At 61.4% G+C, this 24,520-nt stretch carries 19 protein-coding genes; 7 read left to right on the plus strand and 12 right to left on the minus strand.

The window, feature by feature from the left end; genetic code table 11:
- Positions 1-60 precede the first annotated feature (60 nt).
- Complete coding sequence (gene hrcA / locus D3791_RS16430; protein WP_172512839.1) at positions 61-1,074, minus strand: heat-inducible transcriptional repressor HrcA; 1,014 nt, start codon at positions 1,072-1,074, stop codon at positions 61-63.
- 128 nt (positions 1,075-1,202) lie between these two features.
- On the opposite strand from hrcA, the gene D3791_RS16435 reads away from it, so the two are divergent.
- Together D3791_RS16435 and D3791_RS16440 are read left to right on the plus strand one after the other, a co-directional pair.
- Positions 1,203-2,072, plus strand: coding sequence for a DUF3097 domain-containing protein (locus D3791_RS16435; protein WP_022875159.1), 870 nt, complete (start codon positions 1,203-1,205; stop codon positions 2,070-2,072).
- 92 nt (positions 2,073-2,164) lie between these two features.
- Positions 2,165-2,566, plus strand: coding sequence for a DUF4870 domain-containing protein (locus tag D3791_RS16440; protein WP_022875160.1), 402 nt, complete (start codon positions 2,165-2,167; stop codon positions 2,564-2,566).
- Positions 2,567-2,581: 15 nt separating this feature from the next.
- On the opposite strand, the gene hemW is transcribed toward D3791_RS16440, so the two are convergent.
- Together hemW and lepA are read right to left on the minus strand one after the other, a co-directional pair.
- Complete coding sequence (hemW, locus tag D3791_RS16445; protein ID WP_172512840.1) at positions 2,582-3,811, minus strand: radical SAM family heme chaperone HemW; 1,230 nt, start codon at positions 3,809-3,811, stop codon at positions 2,582-2,584.
- Entirely contained in the window at positions 3,812-5,659 is a 1,848-nt protein-coding gene (lepA, locus tag D3791_RS16450) for a translation elongation factor 4 (protein ID WP_172512841.1), read from the minus strand.
- A 112-nt stretch (positions 5,660-5,771) separates the two neighbouring features.
- Between lepA and D3791_RS16455 the strand changes: the two genes are divergently transcribed.
- Both D3791_RS16455 and rpsT read left to right on the plus strand, forming a co-directional pair.
- Positions 5,772-6,332 carry a type II toxin-antitoxin system PemK/MazF family toxin gene (locus D3791_RS16455; protein WP_172512842.1) on the plus strand — a complete coding sequence of 187 codons (561 nt, stop codon included), beginning with the start codon at positions 5,772-5,774 and terminating at the stop codon, positions 6,330-6,332.
- 170 nt (positions 6,333-6,502) lie between these two features.
- Complete coding sequence (gene rpsT / locus D3791_RS16460; protein ID WP_022875164.1) at positions 6,503-6,763, plus strand: 30S ribosomal protein S20; 261 nt, start codon at positions 6,503-6,505, stop codon at positions 6,761-6,763.
- Positions 6,764-6,923: 160 nt separating this feature from the next.
- On the opposite strand, the gene holA is transcribed toward rpsT, so the two are convergent.
- The 5 genes from holA to leuS form a co-directional block, all read right to left on the minus strand.
- Positions 6,924-7,916 carry a DNA polymerase III subunit delta gene (holA, locus tag D3791_RS16465; RefSeq protein ID WP_172512843.1) on the minus strand — a complete coding sequence of 331 codons (993 nt, stop codon included), beginning with the start codon at positions 7,914-7,916 and terminating at the stop codon, positions 6,924-6,926.
- Between the two features lie 34 nt (positions 7,917-7,950).
- Positions 7,951-10,218 carry a ComEC/Rec2 family competence protein gene (locus D3791_RS16470; protein WP_172512844.1) on the minus strand — a complete coding sequence of 756 codons (2,268 nt, stop codon included), beginning with the start codon at positions 10,216-10,218 and terminating at the stop codon, positions 7,951-7,953.
- Positions 10,215-10,790: a helix-hairpin-helix domain-containing protein gene (locus tag D3791_RS16475; protein WP_172512845.1), complete on the minus strand. Its 576-nt coding sequence runs from the start codon at positions 10,788-10,790 to the stop codon at positions 10,215-10,217. The genes D3791_RS16470 and D3791_RS16475 overlap by 4 nt, the downstream gene beginning before the upstream one ends.
- 84 nt (positions 10,791-10,874) lie before the next feature.
- Positions 10,875-11,813, minus strand: a complete 939-nt coding sequence (locus D3791_RS16480; protein WP_172512846.1) for a DegV family protein — start codon at positions 11,811-11,813, stop codon at positions 10,875-10,877.
- A 9-nt stretch (positions 11,814-11,822) separates the two neighbouring features.
- Positions 11,823-14,312: a leucine--tRNA ligase gene (gene leuS, locus D3791_RS16485; RefSeq protein ID WP_172512847.1), complete on the minus strand. Its 2,490-nt coding sequence runs from the start codon at positions 14,310-14,312 to the stop codon at positions 11,823-11,825.
- A 309-nt stretch (positions 14,313-14,621) separates the two neighbouring features.
- Here leuS and D3791_RS16490 point away from each other — a divergent pair, with 309 nt between their 5' ends.
- The gene (locus tag D3791_RS16490) at positions 14,622-16,460 is read left to right on the plus strand and encodes a DUF222 domain-containing protein (protein ID WP_172512848.1); all 1,839 of its coding nucleotides are present in this window, start codon (positions 14,622-14,624) and stop codon (positions 16,458-16,460) included.
- A gap of 86 nt (positions 16,461-16,546) precedes the next feature.
- Here D3791_RS16490 and glpK read toward each other — a convergent pair whose 3' ends face one another.
- From glpK to D3791_RS16505, 3 genes are read right to left on the minus strand one after another with little or no spacing between them, the layout of a single operon-like run.
- Complete coding sequence (gene glpK / locus D3791_RS16495) at positions 16,547-18,067, minus strand: glycerol kinase GlpK (protein WP_172512849.1); 1,521 nt, start codon at positions 18,065-18,067, stop codon at positions 16,547-16,549.
- A gap of 17 nt (positions 18,068-18,084) precedes the next feature.
- A complete protein-coding gene (locus tag D3791_RS16500; protein ID WP_022875172.1) occupies positions 18,085-18,813 on the minus strand; it encodes an MIP/aquaporin family protein in 729 nt (242 codons plus the stop codon).
- A 59-nt stretch (positions 18,814-18,872) separates the two neighbouring features.
- Entirely contained in the window at positions 18,873-20,552 is a 1,680-nt protein-coding gene (locus tag D3791_RS16505) for a glycerol-3-phosphate dehydrogenase/oxidase (protein ID WP_022875173.1), read from the minus strand.
- Between the two features lie 144 nt (positions 20,553-20,696).
- On the opposite strand from D3791_RS16505, the gene D3791_RS16510 reads away from it, so the two are divergent.
- Both D3791_RS16510 and D3791_RS16515 read left to right on the plus strand, forming a co-directional pair.
- Positions 20,697-21,665, plus strand: a complete 969-nt coding sequence (locus tag D3791_RS16510) for a sugar-binding transcriptional regulator (RefSeq protein ID WP_321171297.1) — start codon at positions 20,697-20,699, stop codon at positions 21,663-21,665.
- 10 nt (positions 21,666-21,675) lie between these two features.
- Positions 21,676-22,557, plus strand: a complete 882-nt coding sequence (locus D3791_RS16515) for an alpha/beta fold hydrolase (RefSeq protein ID WP_022875175.1) — start codon at positions 21,676-21,678, stop codon at positions 22,555-22,557.
- Here the strand turns inward: D3791_RS16515 and D3791_RS16520 are convergent.
- Positions 22,554-24,515, minus strand: a complete 1,962-nt coding sequence (locus tag D3791_RS16520) for a primosomal protein N' family DNA-binding protein (protein WP_172512850.1) — start codon at positions 24,513-24,515, stop codon at positions 22,554-22,556. The genes D3791_RS16515 and D3791_RS16520 overlap by 4 nt on opposite strands.
- Between the last annotated feature and the right edge of the window lie 5 nt (positions 24,516-24,520).

Raw genomic sequence — 24,520 nt, forward strand, 5'->3', positions numbered from 1 at the left:
CGCCGTGTCCTTTCCTAAAAATGCAAAATTCAAAAAATGCTAAGCGTATCGCCAGCGTAGTTAGTTCGCCAAAATCTTTGACAGGTAGCGGGCAACTGCCCGCACAGAGGCCATCGAGGTCGGGTAGTTCATGCGGGTCGGACCGAGCACCCCGAGCTTGTTGCGCACATCCGAGCCGTACGTGGTTGCTACCACGGCTGCCTCCGATAGCTGCCCGTAGTGGTGTTCAGTGCCGATCGCCACGGCCACGCCGCGCGAATCGGCCTCAAGCTCGGAGAAGAGCTTAAGCAGCACTACCTGCTCTTCGAGGGCTTCGAGAACCGGGGTAATGCTCAAGGGGAAGTCGCCTTCCACGCGAGCCAGATTGGCTGTTCCAGCCATGATGATGCGCTGCGTATTCGCAGCTTGAGCCATTTCCTCCAGCGCATGCAACACAGCATCGACCAACGGCTCGGCTTGCTGCTGCGGGCTCAAACCGGATCGCGACAGCTTGCCGCCCAGATCGGCCAGCTGCACGCCTTCAAAACTATTGAGCAGCCACAGCTTCAAATCAGCCAGTTCAGTATCCGTATACAGCCGCGGAACAGCCATCATGCGCTGGTCGACAGTGCCGTTGGAGGCGATCATCACCATCAGTACCTGGGTGCTGCCCAGGCTGACCAGCTCAAGGTTCTTCAGCGAAGCGGTGTCATAGTGCGGCACCTGGATCATCGCCACTTGGTTGGTCAGTCGAGCCAGCAGGCGCACGGTGCTCGTGAGCATCTCATCAAGGTCCGTGGAGCTGTCCAGGATCTTGTTGATGGCGTCGCGTTCAGCCCGCGACAGCGGCTTGAGCTCGCCGATCTCATCGACAAAGCGCCGGTAGCCCTTCTCGGTCGGGATCCGTCCCGAAGAAGTGTGGGGAGCCGCGATGAGGCCCTCTTCCTCAAGCAGGGCCATGTCATTCCTGATCGTGGCCGCGCTGACGCCAAGGTTGTGCCGATCAAGCAGCGCCTTGGAGCCAACCGGTTCACGGGACTGGACGTAGTCTTCCACGATGGCGCGCAAAACATCCAAACGCCGAAGCTCACTCACAACGCCACCTCCTTGGAATCCCTTTCAGAAGGGTTTGGCACTCTAACCTGTCAAGTGCCAAGTCTAATACGTTCATCGGTTGCTAGCATTGGTTTTCGAGCGTATTCGATCACAGCGAAAGGCAGTACGTGACTAATTACTCCTGGGGACCGCAGGATCTCAGTGCTCCAGCAGCGAAAAAACTCCGACAGGTACCTATCGAGCGTGGCATGGTCCTGGAGGACGCCACCTCAGGCTGGGTCGGCGAGGTCATACGTACTGAAAAGTCTGGTGGCATGCGCATTATCGTCCTTGAGGACCGGCACGGCAAGACCCGTTCATTCCAGGCCGGATTCGGGTTCTACCTTGAAGGCGAGCCGGTGGAAATGGTTGACCCGGTGGCCAAGGCCGCGCAGCCGAAGACCATGGTCTCCGCTTCGGGATCCCGAGCGGTGTCCGGACTCAAAGCTCGCGAAGCTCGTGCCAGCCGCATCTGGGTGGAAGGCAAACACGACGCCGAACTCGTGGAGAAAGTCTGGGGCCACGACCTGCGCGTCGAAGGCATCGTGGTCGAGCCCCTGCATGGCGTGGATGATCTCGCCGGCGCCATCCGCGACTTCGCGCCTTCTGCGGACCGCAGGCTCGGAATCCTCGTCGACCACCTTGTCTCCGGTACCAAGGAAGCTCGCATCGTCGCCGAAGCCATGAAAGTCCCCGGGGCCGCGCAGAATGTGCTCATCCTCGGCCACCCGTATATCGACGTGTGGCAGGCCATCAAGCCTTCGACCCTCGGGATCAAAGCATGGCCGGTGATCCCGAAGGGAACCGACTGGAAAACCGGGGTGCTGAAAGCCTTTGGCTGGCCGCATGAAACTGCCGAGGACATCGGCATCGGCTGGCAACGGATCCTGTCCACTGTCTCGCACTACGGGCAGCTGGAGCCACAACTGTTGGGAAGAATAGAAGAATTGATCGATTTTCTGACAACCGAAGATTACGGTTTCCTAACAATTGACTAATAGTTGGACTTTAACCCTGTAATCTCACCGCCGGGTGAACCGTCCCGGCTATGATGGAGTTAACACCAGACACAGCAAGACAAGGAAAAATAGTGACTTCACGCCAGACGCAGTCATCGGAGAACTCGCGCTTCGAAGGGTCGCGAACTGCTGCGTTGCCGCTGACTCCTACTGAGGACCGGCAATGGTCAACGATGGCACACTTCGGCGCCATCCTCGGTTGCATTCCATCCGCTATTATTTTTGCTGTCTTCCGCGACCGTGGAGCCTTTACAGCCCAGGAGTCCAAGGAAGCATTCAACTTCACTCTCCCGTTGACCATCCTCGCGATCGTACTGAATGTATGCACGATCCTGCCGGGCATCGGATGGCTTTTCTCCGTGCTCGCAGTGGCGCTATGGGTTTACATGACGGTCTCAGGCGCCCTTGCGGCCATCCAGGCCAACAAGGGACGCCCTCACCGCTACAAGTTCAATCTTCGCCTGATGAAGTAGTTCTACTGAACAGGATCAGAAATCGAGTAATTCTCGCACCACGAGGTCGGCTAAGAGCCGGCCTCGTTGCGTTAACACGATAGTTCCAGCAAAAGCCGCCTGGGCATCGATGAGCTCATCGGCGATCAGCCCGGCAACCTTCCTGCGGCCCGTGTCATCGAGCTCGCTGATCTGCATGCCTGAACTCAGCCGGGTCAGCAGCATGGTCCGCTCCAACTGGGCAGCCTGCGCATCAGGGTATTCGCGACCGTGCCCCGGAGAGATCCCGGCATCGATGCGCTGCTGGTAGGCGGCAGGATGCTTGACATTCCACCATCGCAGGCCGCCAACATGCGAGTGCGCTCCAGGGCCGGCGCCCCACCAGTCGCCGCCCTTCCAATACGCGATATTGTGCTGGCAGGCATTCGCAGGGGTCTTGGCCCAATTGCTCACTTCGTACCACGAGAAACCGGCGGCGGCGAACATGTCATCAGCCAACTGGTACTTCTCGGCGTGATCGTCATCGTCGATATTCGGGACTTCCCCGCGACGAATCTGCGCGGCAAGCTTCGTTCCCTCTTCGATGATCAATGCGTAGGCAGAAATATGATCAGGCTTGTAGCTCAGCGCCGCTTCGATACTCGTGCGCCAATCCTCCAGCGACTCCCCCGGCGTGCCATAGATCAGGTCAACGCTGACATCCAGCCCGGCTTCGCGAGCCCAGGCAACAGCCTGCGGAACGCGCTTGGGATCGTGGGTGCGTTCGAGCACCTTGAGCACATGCGGCACAGCTGACTGCATGCCAAAAGACACGCGGGTAAATCCGCCATTGGCCAATTCCTGCAGGCTTTCACGGGTAACCGAATCAGGATTGGCTTCGGTGGTGATTTCAGCGCCCGGTTTCAGCCCGAAGTCCTTGCGGATCTGGTCAAGAACCGACACCAAATCGCTGGCCGGCAACAAGGTAGGCGTACCGCCTCCGAAGAATACCGTTTCGATCTCGCGGTGCGGCTGGCCGGAACGGTCCATCACCTCGCGCGCGAAACTGATCTCCTTGCCGACCGTGGCAGCGTAGGTCGCCTGGCTTGAGCCCGAGCCGAGCTCGGTGGCGGTGTACGTGTTGAAATCGCAATAGCCGCAGCGAACGGTGCAGAACGGAATATGCACATAAAAGGACATGGTCCGCCCCTCAGCTTCATGCGCACATGAAGCTGGGAGCAGACCATCGGCTGGAGCCGGATCGCCGTCAGGCAGAACTGAAGGCATCTACTTCCTTTTCGGTTCGTCGGTGGACAGAGCCGCGATGAAGGCTTCCTGTGGAACTTCCACACGGCCAACCATCTTCATGCGCTTCTTGCCTTCCTTCTGCTTTTCCAGCAGCTTGCGCTTGCGGCTGATATCGCCGCCGTAGCACTTGGCCAAAACGTCCTTGCGGATGGCGCGGATGTTTTCGCGGGCAATGATCCGCGAACCGATCGCGGCCTGGATGGGAACTTCGAACTGCTGGCGAGGGATCAGCTCGCGCAGCTTCGAGGTCATCATGGTGCCGTAGGAGTAGGCCTTGTCGCGGTGGGTAATGGCGCTGAACGCGTCCACCTGATCACCCTGCAGCAAGATGTCGACCTTCACCAGATCGGCGACCTGCTCGCCATCAGCCTTCCAGTCCAGCGATGCGTACCCGCGGGTCTTGGACTTGAGCTGGTCGAAGAAGTCGAACACGATTTCCGCCAGCGGAAGGTGATAGCGCATTTCGACGCGATCTTCTGACAGGTAATCCATGCCGCGCATGGTTCCACGACGCGACTGGCACAGTTCCATCACCGCGCCAATGAATTCGCTCGGGGCCAGAATGGTCGCAGCGACCATCGGCTCGTGCACTTCGAGGATCTTGCCGTCCGGGAACTCCGAAGGGTTGGTCACGGTGATCATCTGCTTGTCTTCGCCCATGACTTCGTAGACCACGTTCGGCGCGGTGGAGATCAGGTCCAGATTGAACTCCGTCTCCAGTCGCTGGCGAGTGATTTCCAAGTGCAAAAGGCCCAGGAAGCCCACACGGAAACCGAAGCCCAGGGCTACGGAAGTCTCCGGCTCGTAAGTCAGCGCGGCGTCGTTGAGCTGCAGTTTATCCAGTGCGTCACGCAGCACCGGGTAATCGGTGCCATCCATCGGGTACAGGCCGGAGAACACCATTGGCTTGGCTTCTTCGTAGCCGCCCAGCGATTCGCCGGCAGGCTTCAGGTAGTTGGTCACGGTATCGCCGACCTTGGACTGGCGAACATCCTTCACGCCAGTGATCAGGTAGCCTACCTCGCCGACGCCCAAGCCCTTGGTCGGCTCTGGGTTCGGCGAGGAAACACCGATCTCCAATAGCTCGTGGGTGGTGCCGGTGGACATCATCTGGATCTTCTCGCGAGGAGACAGGTTGCCGTCGACGACGCGAACGTAGGTCACCACGCCACGGTAGGTGTCGTATACCGAGTCGAAGATCATGGCGCGGGCTGGTGCCTTGGCATCGCCCACAGGAGGCGGCAGCTGCTTGATGACCTCATCGAGCAGGGCTTCTACGCCTTCGCCGGTTTTGCCGGAAACCTTCAGCACTTCTTCGGGCTCGCACCCGATGAGGTTCGCCAGCTCGGCGGCATACTTTTCAGGCTGCGCATTGGGCAAGTCAATCTTGTTCAGCACAGGAATGATCGTCAGATCGCCTTCGATGGCCAAGTAGAGGTTCGCCAGGGTCTGCGCTTCAATGCCCTGGGCCGCGTCAACCAGAAGGATCGCGCCTTCGCATGCCGCCAGCGAACGCGAAACTTCGTAAGTGAAGTCAACGTGTCCCGGGGTGTCGATCATATTCAGCGCGTAAGCGGTTCCGTCCTCGGATTCCCAAGGCATGCGCACTGCCTGGGACTTGATGGTGATACCGCGCTCGCGCTCAATATCCATGCGGTCCAGATATTGGGCCTTCATGTCGCGGGCCGAGACAACGCCGGTTAGCTGCAACATGCGGTCGGCCAGGGTCGACTTACCGTGGTCGATATGGGCAATGATGCAGAAGTTGCGGATAAGCGACGGATCGGTCGCGGCAGGCACCTGAGCGGTGCGGGCCAATGGAGACACCTAAACAGACCTCACTAGCTGACTAAAAGACGTAGTTGGATTAGGTTCCATTCTGTCATGATTTCCGAGTCATCACGTATTTCGACCGGCGACAGCTGGTAGTTTGTCGTTCATGGCAGTGAATCCAGAGAAGATATTCAGTCTCGTGATGCGCCTGATCAAGCAGATCAATTCGACGCGCTCACGCACATCAGGGAACAACAGCACGAGGAGTTCCGGCCGCCGGAGCCCGCAAGGCGGCTCGCAGCAGCGTGCGGATAACTCCGGATCAACACATTCCGGTGGCTACCCCGGTGATTATCACGGACCCATTAACTTTGAATACCAGCCTTCGATGGACGGCAACGCGGATCCTGGCGAAATCGTATGGGGCTGGGTGCCCTACGAAGAGGACTACTCGCAGGGCAAGGACCGTCCGGTGCTGATCGTGGGGCGTGCAGAGGGGTGGCTTCTAGGTCTGATGCTCACCAGCAAGGACAAGAACAACTCCAACCAGCAGAATCCGGACTACATGGATATCGGCACTGGCGGTTGGGACCGTGAGCGCCGCCCGAGTGAGGTCAAGCTGGATCGCATTATCCGCTTGAACGACCAATCCGTACGCCGCGAAGGCGCCATCTTGGATCGGGAGCGATTCTCGAATGTGGTGAACGCCCTAAACGAACGAGCATAAGTACTCGTTGTTGGGCCCCGCGTCTGATAAAGTTAATCCTTGTGTGTTGCGCAGGTTGGGCAACACGCCCCCTTCGGGTCGCCATAGGTGCCCCACACCGCTCAGTCGATGGCCTGAAGGATGAACCCTCTACCGACCGTATAAAACGATAAACGAGAGAGTTTATTAAAGTGGCTAACATCAAGTCCCAGAAGAAGCGTATCCTGACCAACGAAAAGGCACGTCTGCGTAACGTAGCTGTCCGTTCCGAGGTTAAGACCGTAATCCGCAACGTCAACGAGGCAGTAGCCGCAGGTGACAAGGATAAGGCAACCGAGGCATTGCGCCTGGCTGGCAAGAAGCTCGACAAGGCTGTAAGCAAGGGTGTTCTGCACAAGAACAACGCTGCAAACCGCAAGTCGGCAATTGCCAAGAAGGTTAGCGCCCTCTAAGCCAAGCTTAGACTTCAACAGGCCCCCGGGAACTTCCGAGTTTCCGGGGGCCTGTGCTTTTAACGCCACAACTCCCCCGTCCTCGACGAAGCCTGGGATGGCACGACGATGGCGAAGGAGCTGGAAAAGTAACTGGAGCCCCATCGGGCTCCATATCTAGTTAACGGTTCGGGGCCTTGGCGGCGATGAACATGATGGCGTGTTCAAGAGCGTAGCCAGGAGAACGGCTACCGCCCTTGACCATCCGGTCAGTGTTCGCGATTTCCTCGATGCACAGAGCCAGGTCACTGCGCTTCCAGCCACGAGCTTGCTGTTGCGCTTGTTGCACCTGCCAAGGGGCCATGCCCAGCTCCGACGCCAGCGACGCGGCAGGTTCATTAACACCGAGCACTTTAGCCAGCTGGCGAACTTTCATCGCCAAGGTCGCAACGATCGGAATCGGATCAGTTCCGGTACCCAGGGCATGACGCAAGGTACGCAGCGCGGCCTGCGCATTACCTGAAATGGCAGCATCGGCGACCTTAAAAGCCGTAGCTTCGACACGACCACCGTAGTACCGATCCACGATCTCTTGGTCGATCGTTCCAGTGGTGTCTTGAATGAGCTGGGAGCAACTGGAGCCCAGCTCTGCCAGGGAATTGCCCACAGCAGCGACCAGGGCTTTGACCGCATCATTGGTGATGCGGCGTTTCGCGGCCTTGAACTCGGCCTGGACGAAATCAATCTTTTCAGCATCTTTCTTCACCGGCTGGCAATTCACGATCAACGCGCCGGCAGCCTTGATGGCGTCGATGAGCTTCTTGCCGCGAGTACCGCCGGAGTAGTGCATGATCAGCACATTTTCGGGCGCCTGATCCTTGAGGTAGCTCATGGCATCCTTGAGGAAATACTCATTCATTTGCGCCAGCTCGTGCACCTCGACCAGATTCGCGCTGGAGAACAACGAAGAACTGGTGGCCAGCAGCAACTCGCCGGGCTCATATTTCGCCGCATCCAGTCGTGTGACCTCGATGTCCTCGCGCGCAGCGGCTTGCGAACGAAGCAGCTCGAAAGCGCGGGATGCCAGATAATCTTCTGAACCGGTGAGCAAGATCAGCGGTTGCGGCGTGAGTTCTCGCCATGAGATCCCGGGGTTGGCTTGGGCGCGTGCCATCGAGCTCCTTAGTGCTTCGTACGATATATCGATCCTACCGAACTGGTGAACCTAAGGCGCTACTGTGGACACCTTGCTCAGTAAATGTGAGAAGCACCGTACCTGACTGGTCGGTCCGAAAGACGGTGGCACCCACTTGGTTCGCGGCTCTCAAGGTTTCCGGATGCGGATGGCCATAGGAGTTGTCTTTTCCTGCTGACACCAGGAGAACTTCCGGCGAGAGTTCATCAATGATCTGAGTCCCGCCGTTTCGCGCACCGTGATGCGAGGCCTTGAGTATCGTGGCCGGCGCTTGCGGGAACCGTCGCAGCAACGCGCCCATTGCCTCGGTTTCCATGTCCCCTGCAGAGAAATAATCAACCGCTCCATTGCGCGTATGGAACGTAAACCGGATCACCAGTGACGTGTCGTTAGGTTCAGCCCGCTTGGCTGCCAGAGTATCTGGGCCGATCACTTGGTAGCCGACCGGGCCGCTATCCACGCTGGCACCAGCTTCAATGATCTGGGCGCCGGCCCAGCGATCGAGTTCAAAGCCCGCTGATACCAGGCGCTGGCCTATATTGATGCCGGAGTTCTCCACCGCTTTCATTCCCCCGAAATGGTCGGCATGGGAGTGGGTGACAAACACGATGGGCAATGCCGTGATTTCCAGCCGCCGCAAGCATTGGACGATATTGCCGTCCTCGGGACCTGCATCGATAAGCCACCCCTGGTTCTCCCCCACATGGAGGATGACCGCATCGCCCTGGCCGACATCACACATGGCGATGTCCCATCCATCGTCGATCGGCTCGCGATAGAGCAAGGTAGCGGGAACGACCAGTGCGGCAACAAATACCGGTATGGCCCCTAGCATTGCCAGCGATACCTGCCGCACGCGCAGATGTTCGGTCTCCCGTCCGGCAATGAGAAGGATGCACAGCATCGTAGCCAGCATGATCGCCAAGACAATGCCAGTGGCCCCCGATGGCCACGGCCTTGCCGCGCCAGGCAAGGAAGCGGAAAACCTGGCCACTTGGCCCACGAGCTCCGCCGGGAGCCCCGGGATCCACAACAGCAAGTGCGCCAGCGACGGCAGGGGCGTACAGAGCAGCAGACACACCATCCCGACCGCGGTAATCAGCGGTAGCAAGGGCGCGACCAGCAGATTGGTGGGCAAGGAATACACGCTGAAATTGCTGTTCAAAGCGATAATCACCGGCAAGCACGTGAATTGCGCTGCACAACAGATCGAGGTCAGCTCGGCAAGCCACGAGGGCAGGAACTGACCAAAAATTTCGGTCAATGCTGGCGAGAGCATGATGATGCCAAGGGTCGCCAACACCGATAAGGCAAAGGCTGGTTCTGCGCCCAACCCCGGATCGACCAAGAGCAAGATCGTCGCGCTCAAAGACAAGATCCCCAAGGAGGCCTGCCCGCGCCCGAGCAGCAGGCAAAGCACCGCGATACTGCCCATCAAACTTGCCCGAAGCACGCTGGGATCCGGGCCGACAAACCAGGTGAACATCCCGACGACACCGATCATGAGCAGTGCGCTGGGGACACGGGGTATGGAAAAGAGCCGGAGCATGGTGAGGATTATGGCTGCAAGCAGTGCGATATTCGAACCGCTGACGGCCGTCAAATGGCTTAGCCCGCTGGTTTTCATTGCATCGGAAAGAGCCTGGTCTTGGCCCGAACGATCTCCATAGAGCATGCCCGGCAGCAGGGCCTGGGCATTGCCGGGTAGATGATCCAGCGCCTGCGTGAAACGCCTTTTGAGATGATCCGCCGCATTTGCTTGCGCCTTGGAAAGCACCTTCGGCTCGCTGGCCGCTTGTGCCCACCAGCCAAAGGATCCGGCGCCGGAAGATTCGAGACCTACGATGCTTTCAAAGGAGTCGGCGTCTTCCGGCAGTGCATAGGCAAGGCTCAGATACACCGGGACTTCGCATTGCACCCAGCGGCCCTCATGCCAATAGCGCTCGATTTTCGCGCGGCCCTTGAGCACCCCTTCCTGATCCGGAAGAACCGGCTCATCAAAACTGAGCACTGCGCGACGTTGCTGCGCCTGCTCGCTGGGCAATCCGCAATCGCTGCCGGCAACACCGGTAAACGTGACAGCCAAAAGCCCCAAGAGGAAAACGATCGGGCCAGTGAACCACGGTGTGGAATGGGCGCCATCGTGGCGCTCACGCAGCAAAAGCCCCACCAACAGAGCCAGCAGGGCGGTGAACGCCCAGAGCAACCACGATGGCATGGTGAAGTACGCGGCGATCCACGCCCCGGCCAGCAGCCACAGGCCACGAAAATCCGTGTTCATGGCACCACCAGATCGGCGAGTTTCTCAAGCATGGCCGGCCCGATCCCGGAGACGGCGTCAAGTTCCTCAACACTGCTGAATGGGCCGTTTTCGGTACGGAAATCAATAATCCGCTCGGCCAGGGCAGGACCGATGCCGGGAAGCTCCTGCAGTGTTTGCGCATCCGCGGTGTTGATCGAGATTTTCGCGTTATTGCTGGGCGCCGGCAGGTTCGGATTCTGGGATTGAGTGCTGTCGCCAGGCAGGATGATCTGCTGCCCGTCAATGAGCTTGGCCGCCAGATTCACCAGTTCAGGGTGGGCATCTTCGGCCAGGCCGCCGGCGCTTTTGACCGCATCGGTGATCCGGGAGCCTTCGGGCAGCTCATATACACCAGGCTTTTTCACCGCGCCGACAACGTGCACGGTCACCCGAGGGCCGGAGGGGCTGGCAGATCCTTTGGCGCTCTGGCTGCTTGTGGGCACTGATTCCAGCGGAACTGTTGCCAGTGGTTCGTTGGAAGGCGGCGGGGCGATCAGGATGGAGATCGCGATCCAGCCCAGGACGATGATGACCAGAGCAAGTACCGCCACGCGCGAGACTGCAAACCTGAGACGGCCGGGACGTGGCGCGTACTTGCTGAAAAAATCGTGGCGGCCCATGCGCCACAGTATGGATCAGGAGCCGGAAGGGTTTGGAGAACCGTTTTCCGGCTGTGGATCCAAGGGCGCCACGGCGACGGCAAGCACTCCCATGCCGGTGTGGGCGGCGAGCACTGCGGGCAGCGACTCGATCACCACCGGCTGGCTGCTGAAAGGAGCTAATTCGGTTGCGATTTCGGTGGCGAGCTCGGCCGCGCCGAAATGCATCACGCCCAGGCGGACCGGGCCTTGGGCGCTGCGTGCATCCCGAAGCGCCAGCGCTACGAGCCGTGCCTGTGCCCGGGCGAAGGAGCGCGGCTTTTCAAGGGCGGTGATCGCGCCCTGGTCGATGGTCAGGATCGGCTTCACGTTCAAGAGGCTGCCGAGTACCGAGGACAGCGCGCTGATGCGGCCGCCGCGACGCAGCTGCTCCAGGCTCGGCACGGCGAAGTAGACCGAATTCGCGGTGGCCATCCCGACGATCTGCTCGAGCATCTGCATAGGGGCACCGGCATCCCTGGCATCAAGCACGTCGGCGACGGTGAAGCCCAAGGGCAGGGACACGGTATTCGAATCGAGCACCGTGACCTTGCGCTGAAAATCGGCGGCGGCCAGCCGGGCGGATTCCGCGGTGCCCGAGAGCGCCCCGGACATGTGGATGGAGATGACCTGTTCGCATCCCGCATCGAATAGCTGCCGGTAGGCGCGCGCGAATTCGCCGGGTGCCGGACGGGAGGTTTTCACCGGCTTGCCCATGGCCAGGCCCATCATCAGGGCCTGGGTGTCTGCGCCTTGCACATGGTTGTCCACGATGATCGGGATGTCCACCTCGATCAGGCCGGCACGGTCGCGGAAGGCCTGTGGCAGGCAGGAGGCAGAATCGGTGACGACCCCGATACGGGGACGCGAAAGCCCGCGCGGGGCCAGCCACTTGGGCAGCCAACCCGCACGCGAGCTTTTCTGTCGTTCGTTCATGAGCCGAGCTTACGGGGCAGGAACCACGTTCACCAGTTTCGGCGCACGCACGATCACCTTCAGCGGTGCCTTGCCGTCGAGCATCTTCACCACTGCCTCATGGGCCAGGGCCTGCTCGCGCAGTTCGTCCTCGGAGATGTCCACGGATACCTCAAGGCGCGCGCGCACCTTGCCCTTGATCTGCACGACCGCGGTGATGGTGTCATCCACCAGCAGCGACTCGTCCACTTCTGGCCAGGCACTGGTGACCACGGATGGTGCGTAGCCCAAAGCTTCCCACATGTCCTCCGCGGTGTACGGAGCGAACAGGCTCAGCAGCTGGGCGACGACCGTGGCGGCCTCGCGGACTGCAGGGTCTGCTGCCCCGGCGCCGGAGTCGATGGTCTTGCGGGTGGCGTTGACCAGCTCCATGGTCTTGGCGATCACCACGTTGAACTTGCCCGAATCCAGCAGCTGTGCGGACTCGTGCACGGTGCGGTGGGTGACCTGGCGCAGCGCCTTGTCGCCGGCGGCGTAGTCGACGCCGGCTTCGCTCGTGGTGTCCTGGGCGATGCGCCAAGCGCGGGCCAGGAACTTCTGCGAGCCCGATGGCGACACGTCAGCCCAGTCCACGTCGTCCTCTGGAGGCGAAGCGAAGACCATGGTCAGGCGCACGGCGTCCACGCCGAACTTGTCCAGCTGCTCGCCCAGATCCACGCCGTTGCCCAGCGACTTGCTCATGGCCTTGCCGCCATTGAGCACCTGGCCCTGGTTCAGCAGCGCGCTGAATGGCTCGGTGGCGTCGATCAGGCCCAGGTCGTGGATGACCTTGGTGAAGAAGCGCGAGTAGAGCAGGTGCAGAATCGCGTGCTCCACGCCGCCAACGTACTGGCCCACTGGCATCCAGTCGCGCACAGCCTTCGGATCAAACGGCCCCTCGGTGTAGTCCGGGGAAACGAAGCGCAGGAAGTACCACGAGGAGTCCACGAAGGTGTCCATGGTGTCGGTATCGCGCTTGGCGTCCGCCCCGCACTTCGGGCAGGCGACGTTGACCCACTCTTCGGCGGCGGCCAGCGGGCTGGTGCCCTTTGGCGCCAGATCCTCGCCGCGCAGGTTCTCCGGCAGGCGTACCGGCAGCTGGTCCTCGGGAACCGGGACCTCGCCGCAATCAGCACAGTGGATGATCGGGATCGGGGTGCCCCAGAAGCGCTGGCGGGACAGCAGCCAGTCACGCAGGCGGAAGTTGATGGTGTGCTTGCCGGTGCCGGCAGCTTCCACGATCTCGATCGCCTTGGCGATCGCTTCCTTCTTCTCCAAGCCGGTCAGCTCGCCCGAGTTGATCAGCTGGCCCTCGCCGGCGGTGGCGGTGCCGGTCTCGTTAGGGTCCTCCAAGCCGGTTTCGACGACCACGCGCACCGGCAGGTCGAAGGTGCGGGCGAAGTCCAGGTCGCGCTGGTCGTGCGCGGGCACGGCCATGATGGCACCGGTGCCGTAGTCGGCCAGCACGTAGTCGGCGGCCCAGATCGGCAGCTTCTCCCCCGACAGCGGGTTGATCCCGTAGCGGCCGGTGAAGACGCCGGTCTTCTCGCGTTCGGTGGACTGGCGCTCGATTTCGCTCAGCGCCTTGACCTGCTCCTGGTAGGCTTCCAGCGCTTCGCGGTGCTCAGCGGTGACCAGTTCGCCGGCCAGGTCGGCGTCGGCGGCCACGACCATGAAGGTGGCACCGTACAGGGTGTCCGGACGGGTGGTGAAGACCGGGATCTCCACCGCAGGCTTGGCCTCGGTGGCTTCGATCTCGAAGGTCACCTCGGCGCCTTCGGAGCGGCCGATCCAGTTCTTCTGCATCAGCAGCACGCGCTCAGGCCAGTGGCCCGACAGCTGCTCCATGTCTTCGAGCAGTCGATCAGCGTAGTCGGTGATCTTGAAGTACCACTGGTTCAGGCTCTTTTTGGTCACCGCGGTGCCGCAACGCTCGCAGGCGCCGTTGACGACCTGCTCGTTGGCCAGCACGGTCTGGTCCTTGGGGCACCAGTTGACCGGGTGGTCCTTGCGGTAGGCCAGGCCCTTTTCGTAGAACTTGTTGAACAGCCACTGGGTCCAGCGGTAGTACTCGGGATCCGAAGTGTGCAGGCGGCGATCCCAGTCAGCCGAGATGGCGTAGCGCTTGAAGCTGGCCGCCTGGGTGTCGATGTTCTTGTAGGTCCACTCGGCGGGGTGGCTGTTGCGCTTGATCGCGGCATTTTCTGCCGGCAGGCCGAAGGAGTCCCAGCCGATCGGGTGCATCACGTCATAGCCGCGCAGGCGCCAGTAGCGGGCGACCACGTCGCCCATGGCGAAGGCTTCGGCATGACCCATGTGCAGGTCGCCCGAAGGGTAAGGGAACATGTCTAGCACGTAGCGGCGTTCGCGGCTGCCATCATCGGCGGGCTTGAATACTTCTAGCTCGTCCCATACCGGCAGCCACTTGGACTCGATGTCCTTGAAGTCGTAGGTCCTAGGTTCGTTCGTCGATGATGTCACGCTGCTCTTCTCACACGCTTTGCGGAATATTTCCGATAGGAAAACTTGTTTTTGGTTCCAGACACAACAAAAGCCCCCAAATTTCCACTCGGGGGTACGGCCAATGGCCGTGCTTAAACTAGGTTGCGCTTTGAATGCATATCGCGATTCTATCGCACATCGCCTAGTGGCGCGCATTGGTGAAGAGCTAGATGCGACACAGCCGCCGTCGTGGCCTTTTCACGCGCAAGCCCTCAGGCAGCCAGCGCGTTATCCACAAACGGATGAAGTGTTCGATCCCGGCCTGCGCCGCAGGGGAATCCTAGGTTCATGAACTTCACCGCCCATCTGGCTGCATTGCTCGAACTGTGCCGGGGTCCCTGGAAACTCGGTCCCCAGCTCAGCCATGCCGTGCTCATCCAGCTGGGCGCAATGTGCCTGAAGATCCTCACTGGGATCGGGCAGCTGGTGCATGAGAGCAGGGATGCGCGTCTGGCGCTGATCCAGCTGGAGTTCATCGAGCGCGTCGAGCAGCAGATGCAGTACCAGAAAGCCGTGGTCGCCCTCGATGTCGAATTGAGCGCGGCCCACGCACTGAGCCTGCCTACCTTGGATGCGCTGCGCCGGGTGCCAAGACTGCCGGCCGGTGAAGTCGATGCCTTCTTCGCCAAGCCGCCGGAACTAGCTGCCGGACGGACCTGCTACGGCAACGCGGCAGAGGTGATCGCAGCGTGGCTGGGCATCAGCTACTTTGAAGCGAAACGCCGAATCGACGATGCGCATTTGCTGATCGGCCGGCGTACTCCCAGCGGCGAGCAATGCGAACCGCGTTTCCAGCACCTTGCCGACCTCTTTGCCCGCGGCGGCATTGATCGACACAGAATTGCCCGGGTTTCACGCCAGCTGGAGAAATTGGAACCCGAAGATACGACTTTTGACGGGGTGGGCACCGAGCTGCAGGCCCGTGGAAGCGATGGCCTGCCGCTGGAGGAAAGCGCTGCGCGGATCCTGGCCGAACACGGACCCAACGCAGCCCGAAAACAGATCGACGCCCAGATCAACCAATACAAGGAAGCGCACGGGATGGTTCTCCCGCCGAAGCTCGGCTTCTTCGTTGGCAAGGTGATCGGCGGCGTGCACTGCTTCCACTTGCGCACCGATGCCACCCAAGCCGAGGTCTTCCACTCCATGGCTGCGCAGGCGAGCAATCCCCGCTCCAAGGCCGGCAGGGCAGCACGCAAGAAGACCCGGCTCGATGAAAACCAAGCCAATGAACCAGACACCGGGCACGATGGCGGCACAGGCACCGGCCCGGAGCAAGAAAGCTCTTCCGCTTCAACGCCGGACTGGCTGATCAGCGAGCAGCCGATGCCGGAATGGGCCCGCGGCGAGAGCGAGCAAGAGCGTGATGCCGCCGATCATGGGTCCGCGAGTGATAGCGCTGCCGAACCACCAGCAGACCGGCAAACCGAAGATGTGGCTGAAGAGGGCGATGCTCCCAGCGCCGCCGAGCGCCGGCTCAACGCACTGATGGCCATGCTCGTCGCCACCAGGGCTTCGGGCGAGTCCAAGAGCATCGTTCCCAAGGTATTGGTGTACATGTGGCTCAGCGACTTGCAGAACCTGGCTGAGGCACACGGCGTCAGCGCCCACGGGGTGGACATTCCGCCAGGCGAGCTCAGACGGCTTCTAGCGAATGCAGGAATCATCCCGCTGGTGCTGGGCTCCAATAGCCAGCCCTTGGATATGGGCCGATCCCGGCGATTCCACAAAGGGGCGATCAGAATGGCCATCATGGCCCGGGATCGTGGCTGCATCGTGCCCGATTGCACGACGCCTCCCGATAAAACCGAAACGGACCATTATGAGGTGCCTTGGTCTGAAGGCGGGGAAACCAGTGTCTGGTCGGGCGCCGGGGTGTGCACTACGGGGCATCATCAACGGCATGCGGAGCAAATCAAGATCGTGGATGTCGACGGGCTCCCCCATGTGATCTTGCCCGAGCATCTTGATCCGGAACAAAAGCCGCGTCGCAATACCTATTGGGGCGCCCTGCAGCTTGGCGACGCCCCTGAGCCGTCCCAGCCCGACCTGTCTCCCGAGAACACGCTGGAATCCTCCAACGGCGAGCCCACCGGCGATCAGCCCGGCGAGCCCGAGCAGGACTGAGGATTCACCGTCCTAACGCAACGACGCCCGAACCGTCTAGGGTTCGGGCGTCGTTGTGCGCTCAATTGTTAACGAATATGTCCAGGCTAGGCCTTGGTATCTTCGTCGACCCAATCAAAGGTGCGGGTCACGGCTTTCTTCCACAGGCGAAGGTTGCGTTCACGAGCGTCTTCATCCATGGTTGGCTCCCAGCGCTTGTCCTCGGACCAGTTGGCTTCCAGCTCGCCCAGATCCTTCCAGAAGCCCACTGCCAAGCCAGCGGCATAAGCGGCGCCCAGTGCGGTGGTTTCGGTGACCTTCGGGCGAACTACCGGCACGCCCAGGATGTCGGCCTGGAACTGCATGAGCGCCTCGTTGGCGACCATGCCGCCGTCCACCTTCAGCTCCGTCAACGGAACTTCGGCGTCGGCGTTCACTGCGTCGAGCACTTCGCGCGTCTGGAATGCGGTGGACTCCAACGCGGCACGGGCGATGTGGTTCTTGTTGGCGAACCGAGTCAGTCCCACGATGGCGCCGCGGGCATCCGAACGCCAGTAAGGTGCGAACAGGCCGGAGAACGCTGGCACCACGTACACGCCGCCATTGTCATCCACCTTGGCAGCCAGCTCTTCGATTTCCGGTGCGGAGGAGATCATGCCGATGTTGTCGCGCAGCCACTGCACCAGCGAGCCTGCGACAGCGATCGAGCCTTCCAATGCGTAGACCGGCTTGGCATCGCCGAGCTTGTAGGCCATGGTGGTCAGCAGGCCGTTGGTCGAGTTCACGATCTCGGTTCCGGTATTGAAGATCAAGAAGCAGCCGGTGCCATAGGTGTTCTTCGCGGTGCCTGCGGTGAAGGCTGCCTGCCCGAAGGTCGCAGCCTGCTGGTCTCCGAGGATGCCAGCCACTGGAACTTCGCGAAGCAGCTGCTTGGTATGCACGGTTCCGTACACCTCGGAGGAGGAACGGATCTCGGGCATCATCGACAGCGGCACACCGAAATCAGCGAGGATCTTCTCATCCCACTGCAGGGTCTCCAGGTCCATGAACAAGGTGCGCGAAGCATTGGTCACGTCGGTGACGTGCACGCCGCCGTCGGTGCCGCCGGTCAGGTTCCACAAGACCCAGCTGTCGGTGGTGCCGAAGAGCAGGTCGCCGGCTTCCGCGCGCTCGCGTGCTCCCTCGACGTTGTCCAGGATCCACTTGATCTTGGTGCCGGCGAAGTAGGTGGCCAATGGCAGGCCAACGGTTTCCTTGTAGCGGTCCACGCCACCGTCGGCTGCCAGCTCGTCGACGATGTCCTGGGTGCGGGTGTCCTGCCAGACGATGGCGTTGTATACGGCCTCGCCGGTGGTCTTATCCCATACGACGGTGGTTTCGCGCTGGTTGGTAATGCCGACGACTTCGATGTCGTGGCGGGTCAGATTGGCCTTGGACAATGCCTGGCCGATCACCTCGCGCACGTTGTTCCAGATCTCGGCCGGGTCATGCTCGACCCAACCTGCGGCCGGGAAGATCTGCTCGTGTTCGAGCTGGCCGACCGAGTGCACGTCGCCCGCGTGGTTGAAAACAATCGCGCGCGAACTGGTCGTGCCCTGGTCAATAGCGATCACAAATTTTTCACTCATGATTTACTGCTCTCTTTCTAGAACATTAGCGCGGCGACAAGTCCGCCAAGGATACCGCCGATTGCTGGTCCGGCCAATGGAACCCACGAGTAGGCCCAGTCCGAGGAGCCCTTGCCCTGGATCGGCAGCACTGCGTGGGCCACACGTGGGCCAAGGTCGCGGAATGGGTTGATGGCGTACCCGGTAGCACCGCCAAGGGACAGGCCGATTGCGACAACTAGCAGGGCTACGGCCAGTGGGCCAAGCTGGTGCGGAGTGTGTCCCAGGCCGGCGATCACGAAGACCAGGACGAAGGTGCCGAAGATCTCGGTGACCAGGTTCCAGCCGTAGGAGCGAATTGCTGGTCCGGTGGCGAAAACACCCAGCTGGTTGCCTGCGTTCTGCGGATCATCCAGGTGCTTCTTGTAGGCCAGCCAGGTGCCGGCCGCGCCGAGGAAGGCACCGATGAACTGGGCCAGGAAGTACAGCAGGGTGTTGCCCAGGGTAATGGCAACTCCTGGAGCGTATTCGGTTACGTCAGGGTTGACCAATAGGCCCAAGGTAACTGCGGGGTTCAGGTGGGCGCCGGAAATGCCGGCGATCCATACGCCGCTGTAAACGCCAAGGCCCCAGCCGAAGCTGATGGCTAGCCAGCCTGCGCCGGTTCCCAAGGTACCCTTCAGGGCGACGTTGGCGCAGACGCCGGTACCCATCAGCAATAGTACGAATGTGCCGAAAAGCTCGGCGAAAAACACGTGAGTGGACATCGTTGACCTCTTAGTGATTTCGACTGCCGGCGGCTACCTGCCGCCGGCCACGTGGCAGATCAGCCCAGGATCACTCCATGGCTATCTGCGAGAACCGAGAGCGAATGGTCGATTTCGGTTTGTAGTTGAGACTGGTCCCAACCCATTGGGTCAGCTAGGCAGTTTGCTACCTCGATGACCAAATTCTTTGTCACCAAGCCACGGAAGGCAAGGTTGGTGCGGCGGATGAATACGTCGATCAGGCGGCCGACCTGCTCGTTGCGGGCCAAGTACGCGATCTCCTGGCAGGAGAGCTCATCGGTGTGCTCCAGCATCTGCTCCTTCTCGCCGAGCTGAGTCAGCACGAAGTCGGCGCGGGTGCCGTAGCGCTCGAGCAATACGCGCAGGCGGTCACGCGAAGCCTTGGATTCGCGGGCCGCGTACCAGGCTGCCAGCGCCCCATCGTTGGTCGGGAAATTCTTGCCGCCACCGATAGCCACACCGGCGGTTGACTTGACCTGGCGCTCACCAAGGAACTGAAGGGCCTTGGCACCCAGATTTTCGCTGAGCGCGCGGAACGTCGTCCACTTTCCGCCGATGAGCGAAAGCATCGTGGTCTTGTCGGTCAGGCGGGTTTCCTTCACCTGGTAGTCGCGGGAGACGAAGCCAGGCGCCGTGTCGTCGTGGTTTGGCAGCGGGCGCACGCCGGAGAACTTGTACACGATCTGGTCCTCGGTGGCCTTGATGCCAGGGAAGACATGGTGGATCAGATCGAAGAAGTACTGTACTTCCTCGTCGGTGCATACCGCTGGCTCGTTCATATCGTGCTCGAGGTCGGTGGTGCCAACCAGAACGCGTCCGAGCATCGGGTAGATCAGCACGATGCGGCCGTCTTCGTGCTCGAAGAAGATCTCGCGTCCGCCGGTGGCTTCGAGCAGCTCAGGGTGATCGAGCACGATGTGCGATCCCTTGGTGCCGCCGGTCCACTTGGTTTCGCGGCCCAGTTCCTTGTTGGTCAGGTCGACCCAGGCACCGGTCGCGTTGATGATCACTTCTGCGTCGAAGTCGAACTCGTCGCCGGTGAGCACATCGCGCAGCTTCGCAGTGCCGCCGTCGACTCCGGTGAGTTCCACGTAGTTGCTGGCACGGGCCTTCTCATTGGCGTCTAGGCCTTCGCGCAGCACGTCGAGGGTGAGGCGCTCCGGGTTGTGCACGGAGGCGTCGAAGTAGGTGGCGGTGTACTTCACGTCGTCGCGCAGCTGCGGCAGATCGGCACGGGCTGCCTTGCCGGACTTGAAGCTGTGCCAAGGGGTGTTGCGTCCGCCGATGCCAGCGAACACGTCGTACATGATCAGGCCGGCTTTGATCAGTGCCGCGCCTCGTTCGGTGGGCTTGCCCGACTTATGGGTCAAGAAGCGCATGGGTGCGCTGAGGATCCCGGAGAAGGTGGAGAAGATCGGAATGGTGGTCTGCAGCGGCTTCACGTAGTGCGGAGCGATCTCCAGCAGGGAGTTGCGTTCCTGCACCGATTCGTGGACGAGGCGGAACTCGCCGTTTTCGAGGTAGCGGATGCCGCCGTGGATCATGTGCGAGCTGGCGCCGGAAGCGCCCTGGCTGTAGTCGCCGCGTTCGATCAGCGCAACATCGATGCCCTGCATGGCCAAGTAGCGGAAGGTCGCTACGCCGTTGATGCCACCGCCAACTACCAGTACCCGCGCCTGCGGGCGTTCACGCAGTTTGGATAGCTGTTCCCGAATCACGATTTGTGCCCCTTTGTAACAAATGAATAAGTCTGAGGCTAGTCTTGTTACTGAACGGCAATTCGGTCAAACAAAATGCACAAACGTGCAGAAATGGTCAGATTGATGAAGAAAACTCCGTCCGGGGGACCATATAAGCGCGGCGTGACTGGCACATCCGTGCACACGACGCCCAAGGCCAAGGACGCACTGCGGGCAGCCCAGCTCTATTACCTGCAGGACATGAAAATGGAAGTGATCGCCAAGGAACTGGGTACATCGCGCTCCACGGTCTCCCGGCTGCTCACCCATGCCAAGCGCACCGGCATGGTTTCGATCAGCATCACGCCCAGCGCCAACATGTCTGCCCTGCTGGGCAACCAGCTCTCCGAGCACTACGGGGTGAGCTTCAATGTGGTGCCCACCGACGGGTCCATGGATGATTCCGAACTGCTTGCCCGCGTCTCGGCGCATGCGGCCTACCTGCTGGGCGATATCGTCTCCTCGTCGATGACGGTGGGCGTGGCCTGGGGATCGACGATGCAGGCGGTGTCCTCGGCGCTCACCTCCCATCCGACGCACGACACCAAGATCGTGCAGCTCAACGGTGCGGCCAACCCGGTCACCAGCGGGGTGAGCTACGCCAGTGACATCCTGACCCGGTTCGGCCAGGCCTTCACCGCCCGCACCGAGCAGTTCCCGGTGCCGGCCTTCTTCGATCGCGCCTCGACCCGTGAAGCGATGTGGCAGGAAACGTCGATCAAGCGCGTGCTGACGGTCCAGCAGGAGATGAACCTCGCCGTATTCTCCTTGGGCTCGGCGGGGTCGGCAGTCATATCCCAGGTCTACCGCGGCGGCTACCTGACCAAAAGCGAAACACAGGAGCTTCGGGAGATGGGGGTGGTGGGTGATGTGGCGACCGTCTTTTTCGACAAGGACGGCAACAGCTCCAATATTTCGCTCAACGCACGGTCCACCGGCCCCACCCTTGATTCACTGCGCCGAGTGCCCACGCGCTTCTGCGTGGTCGCCGGGCGCGGAAAGCTCGAAGCGGTGCGCGGGGCGCTGAAGGGCGGGCTGATCACCGACTTGGTCATCGACGAGGGCACGGCATTGGCCCTGCTCGACGGGTAGGATTTGATCCATGCGCCAACGAGAACAGCTCATCACCACGCATCAGCTCTACGGCGCCACCGTGCGCGTCTTCACCACTGTGGCACAAGAGCCATCGCGCGGCGTGATCTTCGCGGTCCATGGCTTCCGCGGGGATCACCACGGGTTGGCCAGGATCGTCGAGCACCTTGAACACTACACGGTGATCGTCCCCGACCTGCCCGGCTTCGGCGCATCCACCTCGATGAGCGAGCTGAAGCATGACGTCGACGGCTACGCGCAATTCCTCGAGGTGCTGGCCAACGAGCTGCAGCTGGATGCCAAGGTCCACTTGCTGGGCCATTCCTTCGGATCGATCGTCGCCGCGAAATTGGCAACCACGCGCCCCTTCGCCTCATTGCTGCTGCTGAACCCGATCTCCGAATTGGCGCTGGACTCCTCCCAGGCGCTGCTGGCCAAAATCACCAGTGCGTACTACGAGGTCTGCGCGAAACTGCCGGCGGCCATCGCCGAACCGCTGCTTCGCTCGCGGTTGTTCAGTGATGCGATGAGCGTGGTGATGACCAAGAGCAAAGACCGGCAAATGCGCGCCTATGTGCGCGAGCAGCACCGCCTGTACTTTGGCGGATTCCACTCCACCAGCACTCTGGCCCAGTCCTACCATGCATCGATCAGCTCCACGGTCGGGCACTACTCCCCCGCAATCAGCCTGCCGACCCTGATGATCGGCGGAAAGCAGGACGAGTTGGGCACCGAGCAAACCCAAGAGGAATTGCGCAGCAGCTTCGGCCAGGCGCGTCTGGTCATGCTCGAACGAGTCGGGCACCTGATCCACTACGAAAAGGCCCCGGAAACCGCCAACGAAATCGACAGGTTCTTGCGTTCGCTGGGCAACCAGCCGCAAGCGGTCTAAAGCACGTTGTCGGGATCGACCGCGATGTTCACCACCGGGTCCTTGGCGGCGGACATTGTCGATCGAAGGTGGCGCAGCGCGCTGGTCACCTCCGGGCCATCGGCATAGGAGAAGAACAGCACATATTTGTGCTCGACCGGCGGGCCGTCGATCACCGTGGGCCCATGGATCTGCACCCGTGCGCGGGTGGCGACATCAAGCGCGGCAATCAGGCGTTGCGCCCCCTGCCCGGTGATGACGGCACTGCGCACCGCTGGCGGCAAGCCCACCTCGCGGCGTTCGGCAAGCTCGCGTTCGGCAAAGCTTGCAGGGTCGTAGCGCACCAGGCTCGCTCCGGCCGGGCTCGGGTTGCCGGTGAGCACCACGACCCCGTCGCTTTGCGCCAGGCAGGCGGCGCTGAACCACCGAGAAAGCACTTCTTCGGCATTGCGCAGGGAGTCATGAGCGAGCATCTTGTCCGCGTCGAGCAGCAGCACCGCGGCATATCCGGCTTCAGCTATCGGTTCGACTCCTGGTGTTGCCACGATCAGGGCCGGTTTAGAGCTGATCTTGTCGACAGGTTTTGCTCCCGTGGAGGAAATAACACTTACCTTCGGGAAGGCCAGCCCCAGCTCTTCGGCCGTGCGTTCGGCCCCGATGCTTGCAGCCCGGATACGCGGCGAACCGCAATTCTGGCAGCGATAGTCGTGGAACTGTTCGCCGCACCATCGGCAGGCCAGATGGGATTGCTTGCCAGCGATATGAAGCGGCCCTTGGCACTGGGTGCAGCGCGCCAGCGTACGGCAGTCCTGGCAGGCTACCGCCGGGACGAATCCGGTGCGCGCGACCTGGACCAGCACCGGTCCGCGCTCCAGGGCCTTGCTCGCCTCCCGCCATGCCACCGAGGGGATGCGGGCGCGGGCCAGCAGCGGATCGCGCTCCAGCTCGAAATCGTTGGTAGTGGCGACAACCCGCGGCGTGTGCTCACGCAACAAGTCGCGGGGCAGCTTCAATTCGGTCGCCCAGCCGGTGGCCACCAGCCTTTGCGCTTCGACGGATCGGGCTGGCGAGGCGATGAGCAGTGAAATCTCCGCCTGCGCGCTGCGCAGCAACGCCACTTCCCTGCTGTGCTGATAGGGCGCGCGCTGTTCGCGGTGTGACTGGTCGCCGTCCTGCCAGATGATCATCAGTTCAAGATCGGGCACATGGCACAGTGCTGCCGAGCGGGTGCCGATGACGATCTGCACGTGGCCGCCGATGGCACGCAGGAAATTGCGGTAGCGCGGGGTGGGGCCGTCGTCGGCTTGCAACCGGGCGTAAGCTTCGGCCCCATATTCGACGTCCAGATAGTCGCCGAGGATTTTCAGATCCCGCGCGTCGGGAACGATGATCAGCACACGGCGTCCGCGTTCGAGCACCGGTCGGGCGGCGTCCATGAGGAATCCTGGCCAGAACCCCTGGACATTCGGCACCCAGGTGGCCACGGCGCGGAGCGTCGCCCCTGTCTCCCAGGCATCGAGGGCTTCGGGACCGTGCTCATAGCGCTCGATCTGGTTGGGCCCTTGCGGCAGGGTCGGTGCAGTGGTGGCGAGCTCTTCCTTTTCGACCTTCGCGGCCCTGGCCGGCACGGCCAAGCGCACAACATCCCAGAGGGTTCCACCGTAGCGCGTCGCTACCTCAGACGCCGCTTCGATGACTTCTGGATAGAGGGCGACCTGGTCGCTGACGATTTTAGCCAGGGGACGCAGTTTCATCGGCGAGGGATGGTCCTCGAGGATCTCGATGATGAAGCCGGCTAATTGCTGCGGGCCAAAGGGAACCTTCACGCGGATCCCGGGAACCGCCTGTTCGGCCATGGAAGCCGGAACCTCATAGTCAAAGAGGCGATCCAGGTGCGGGACGGAAGAATCAATCAGCACCCGGGCAACCCGTTTGATGCGGGTTGGCTCGGGTGCTGCGATGAGGGCATCTTGCTGCACTCTTT

This window comes from Glutamicibacter mishrai (assembly GCF_012221945.1).
GTDB classification, from domain to species: domain Bacteria; phylum Actinomycetota; class Actinomycetes; order Actinomycetales; family Micrococcaceae; genus Glutamicibacter; species Glutamicibacter mishrai.

Coding starts and splice junctions, on each gene's coding strand:
- hemW (WP_172512840.1), bottom strand. CDS start 3,811: ATGCCTTCAGTTCTGCCTGACGGCGATCCGGCTCCAGCCGATGGTCTG.
- D3791_RS16455 (WP_172512842.1), top strand. CDS start 5,772: ATGGCAGTGAATCCAGAGAAGATATTCAGTCTCGTGATGCGCCTGATC.
- holA (WP_172512843.1), bottom strand. CDS start 7,916: ATGGCACGCGCCCAAGCCAACCCCGGGATCTCATGGCGAGAACTCACG.
- D3791_RS16470 (WP_172512844.1), bottom strand. CDS start 10,218: ATGAACACGGATTTTCGTGGCCTGTGGCTGCTGGCCGGGGCGTGGATC.
- D3791_RS16480 (WP_172512846.1), bottom strand. CDS start 11,813: ATGAACGAACGACAGAAAAGCTCGCGTGCGGGTTGGCTGCCCAAGTGG.
- D3791_RS16490 (WP_172512848.1), top strand. CDS start 14,622: ATGAACTTCACCGCCCATCTGGCTGCATTGCTCGAACTGTGCCGGGGT.
- glpK (WP_172512849.1), bottom strand. CDS start 18,067: ATGAGTGAAAAATTTGTGATCGCTATTGACCAGGGCACGACCAGTTCG.
- D3791_RS16500 (WP_022875172.1), bottom strand. CDS start 18,813: ATGTCCACTCACGTGTTTTTCGCCGAGCTTTTCGGCACATTCGTACTA.
- D3791_RS16515 (WP_022875175.1), top strand. CDS start 21,676: ATGCGCCAACGAGAACAGCTCATCACCACGCATCAGCTCTACGGCGCC.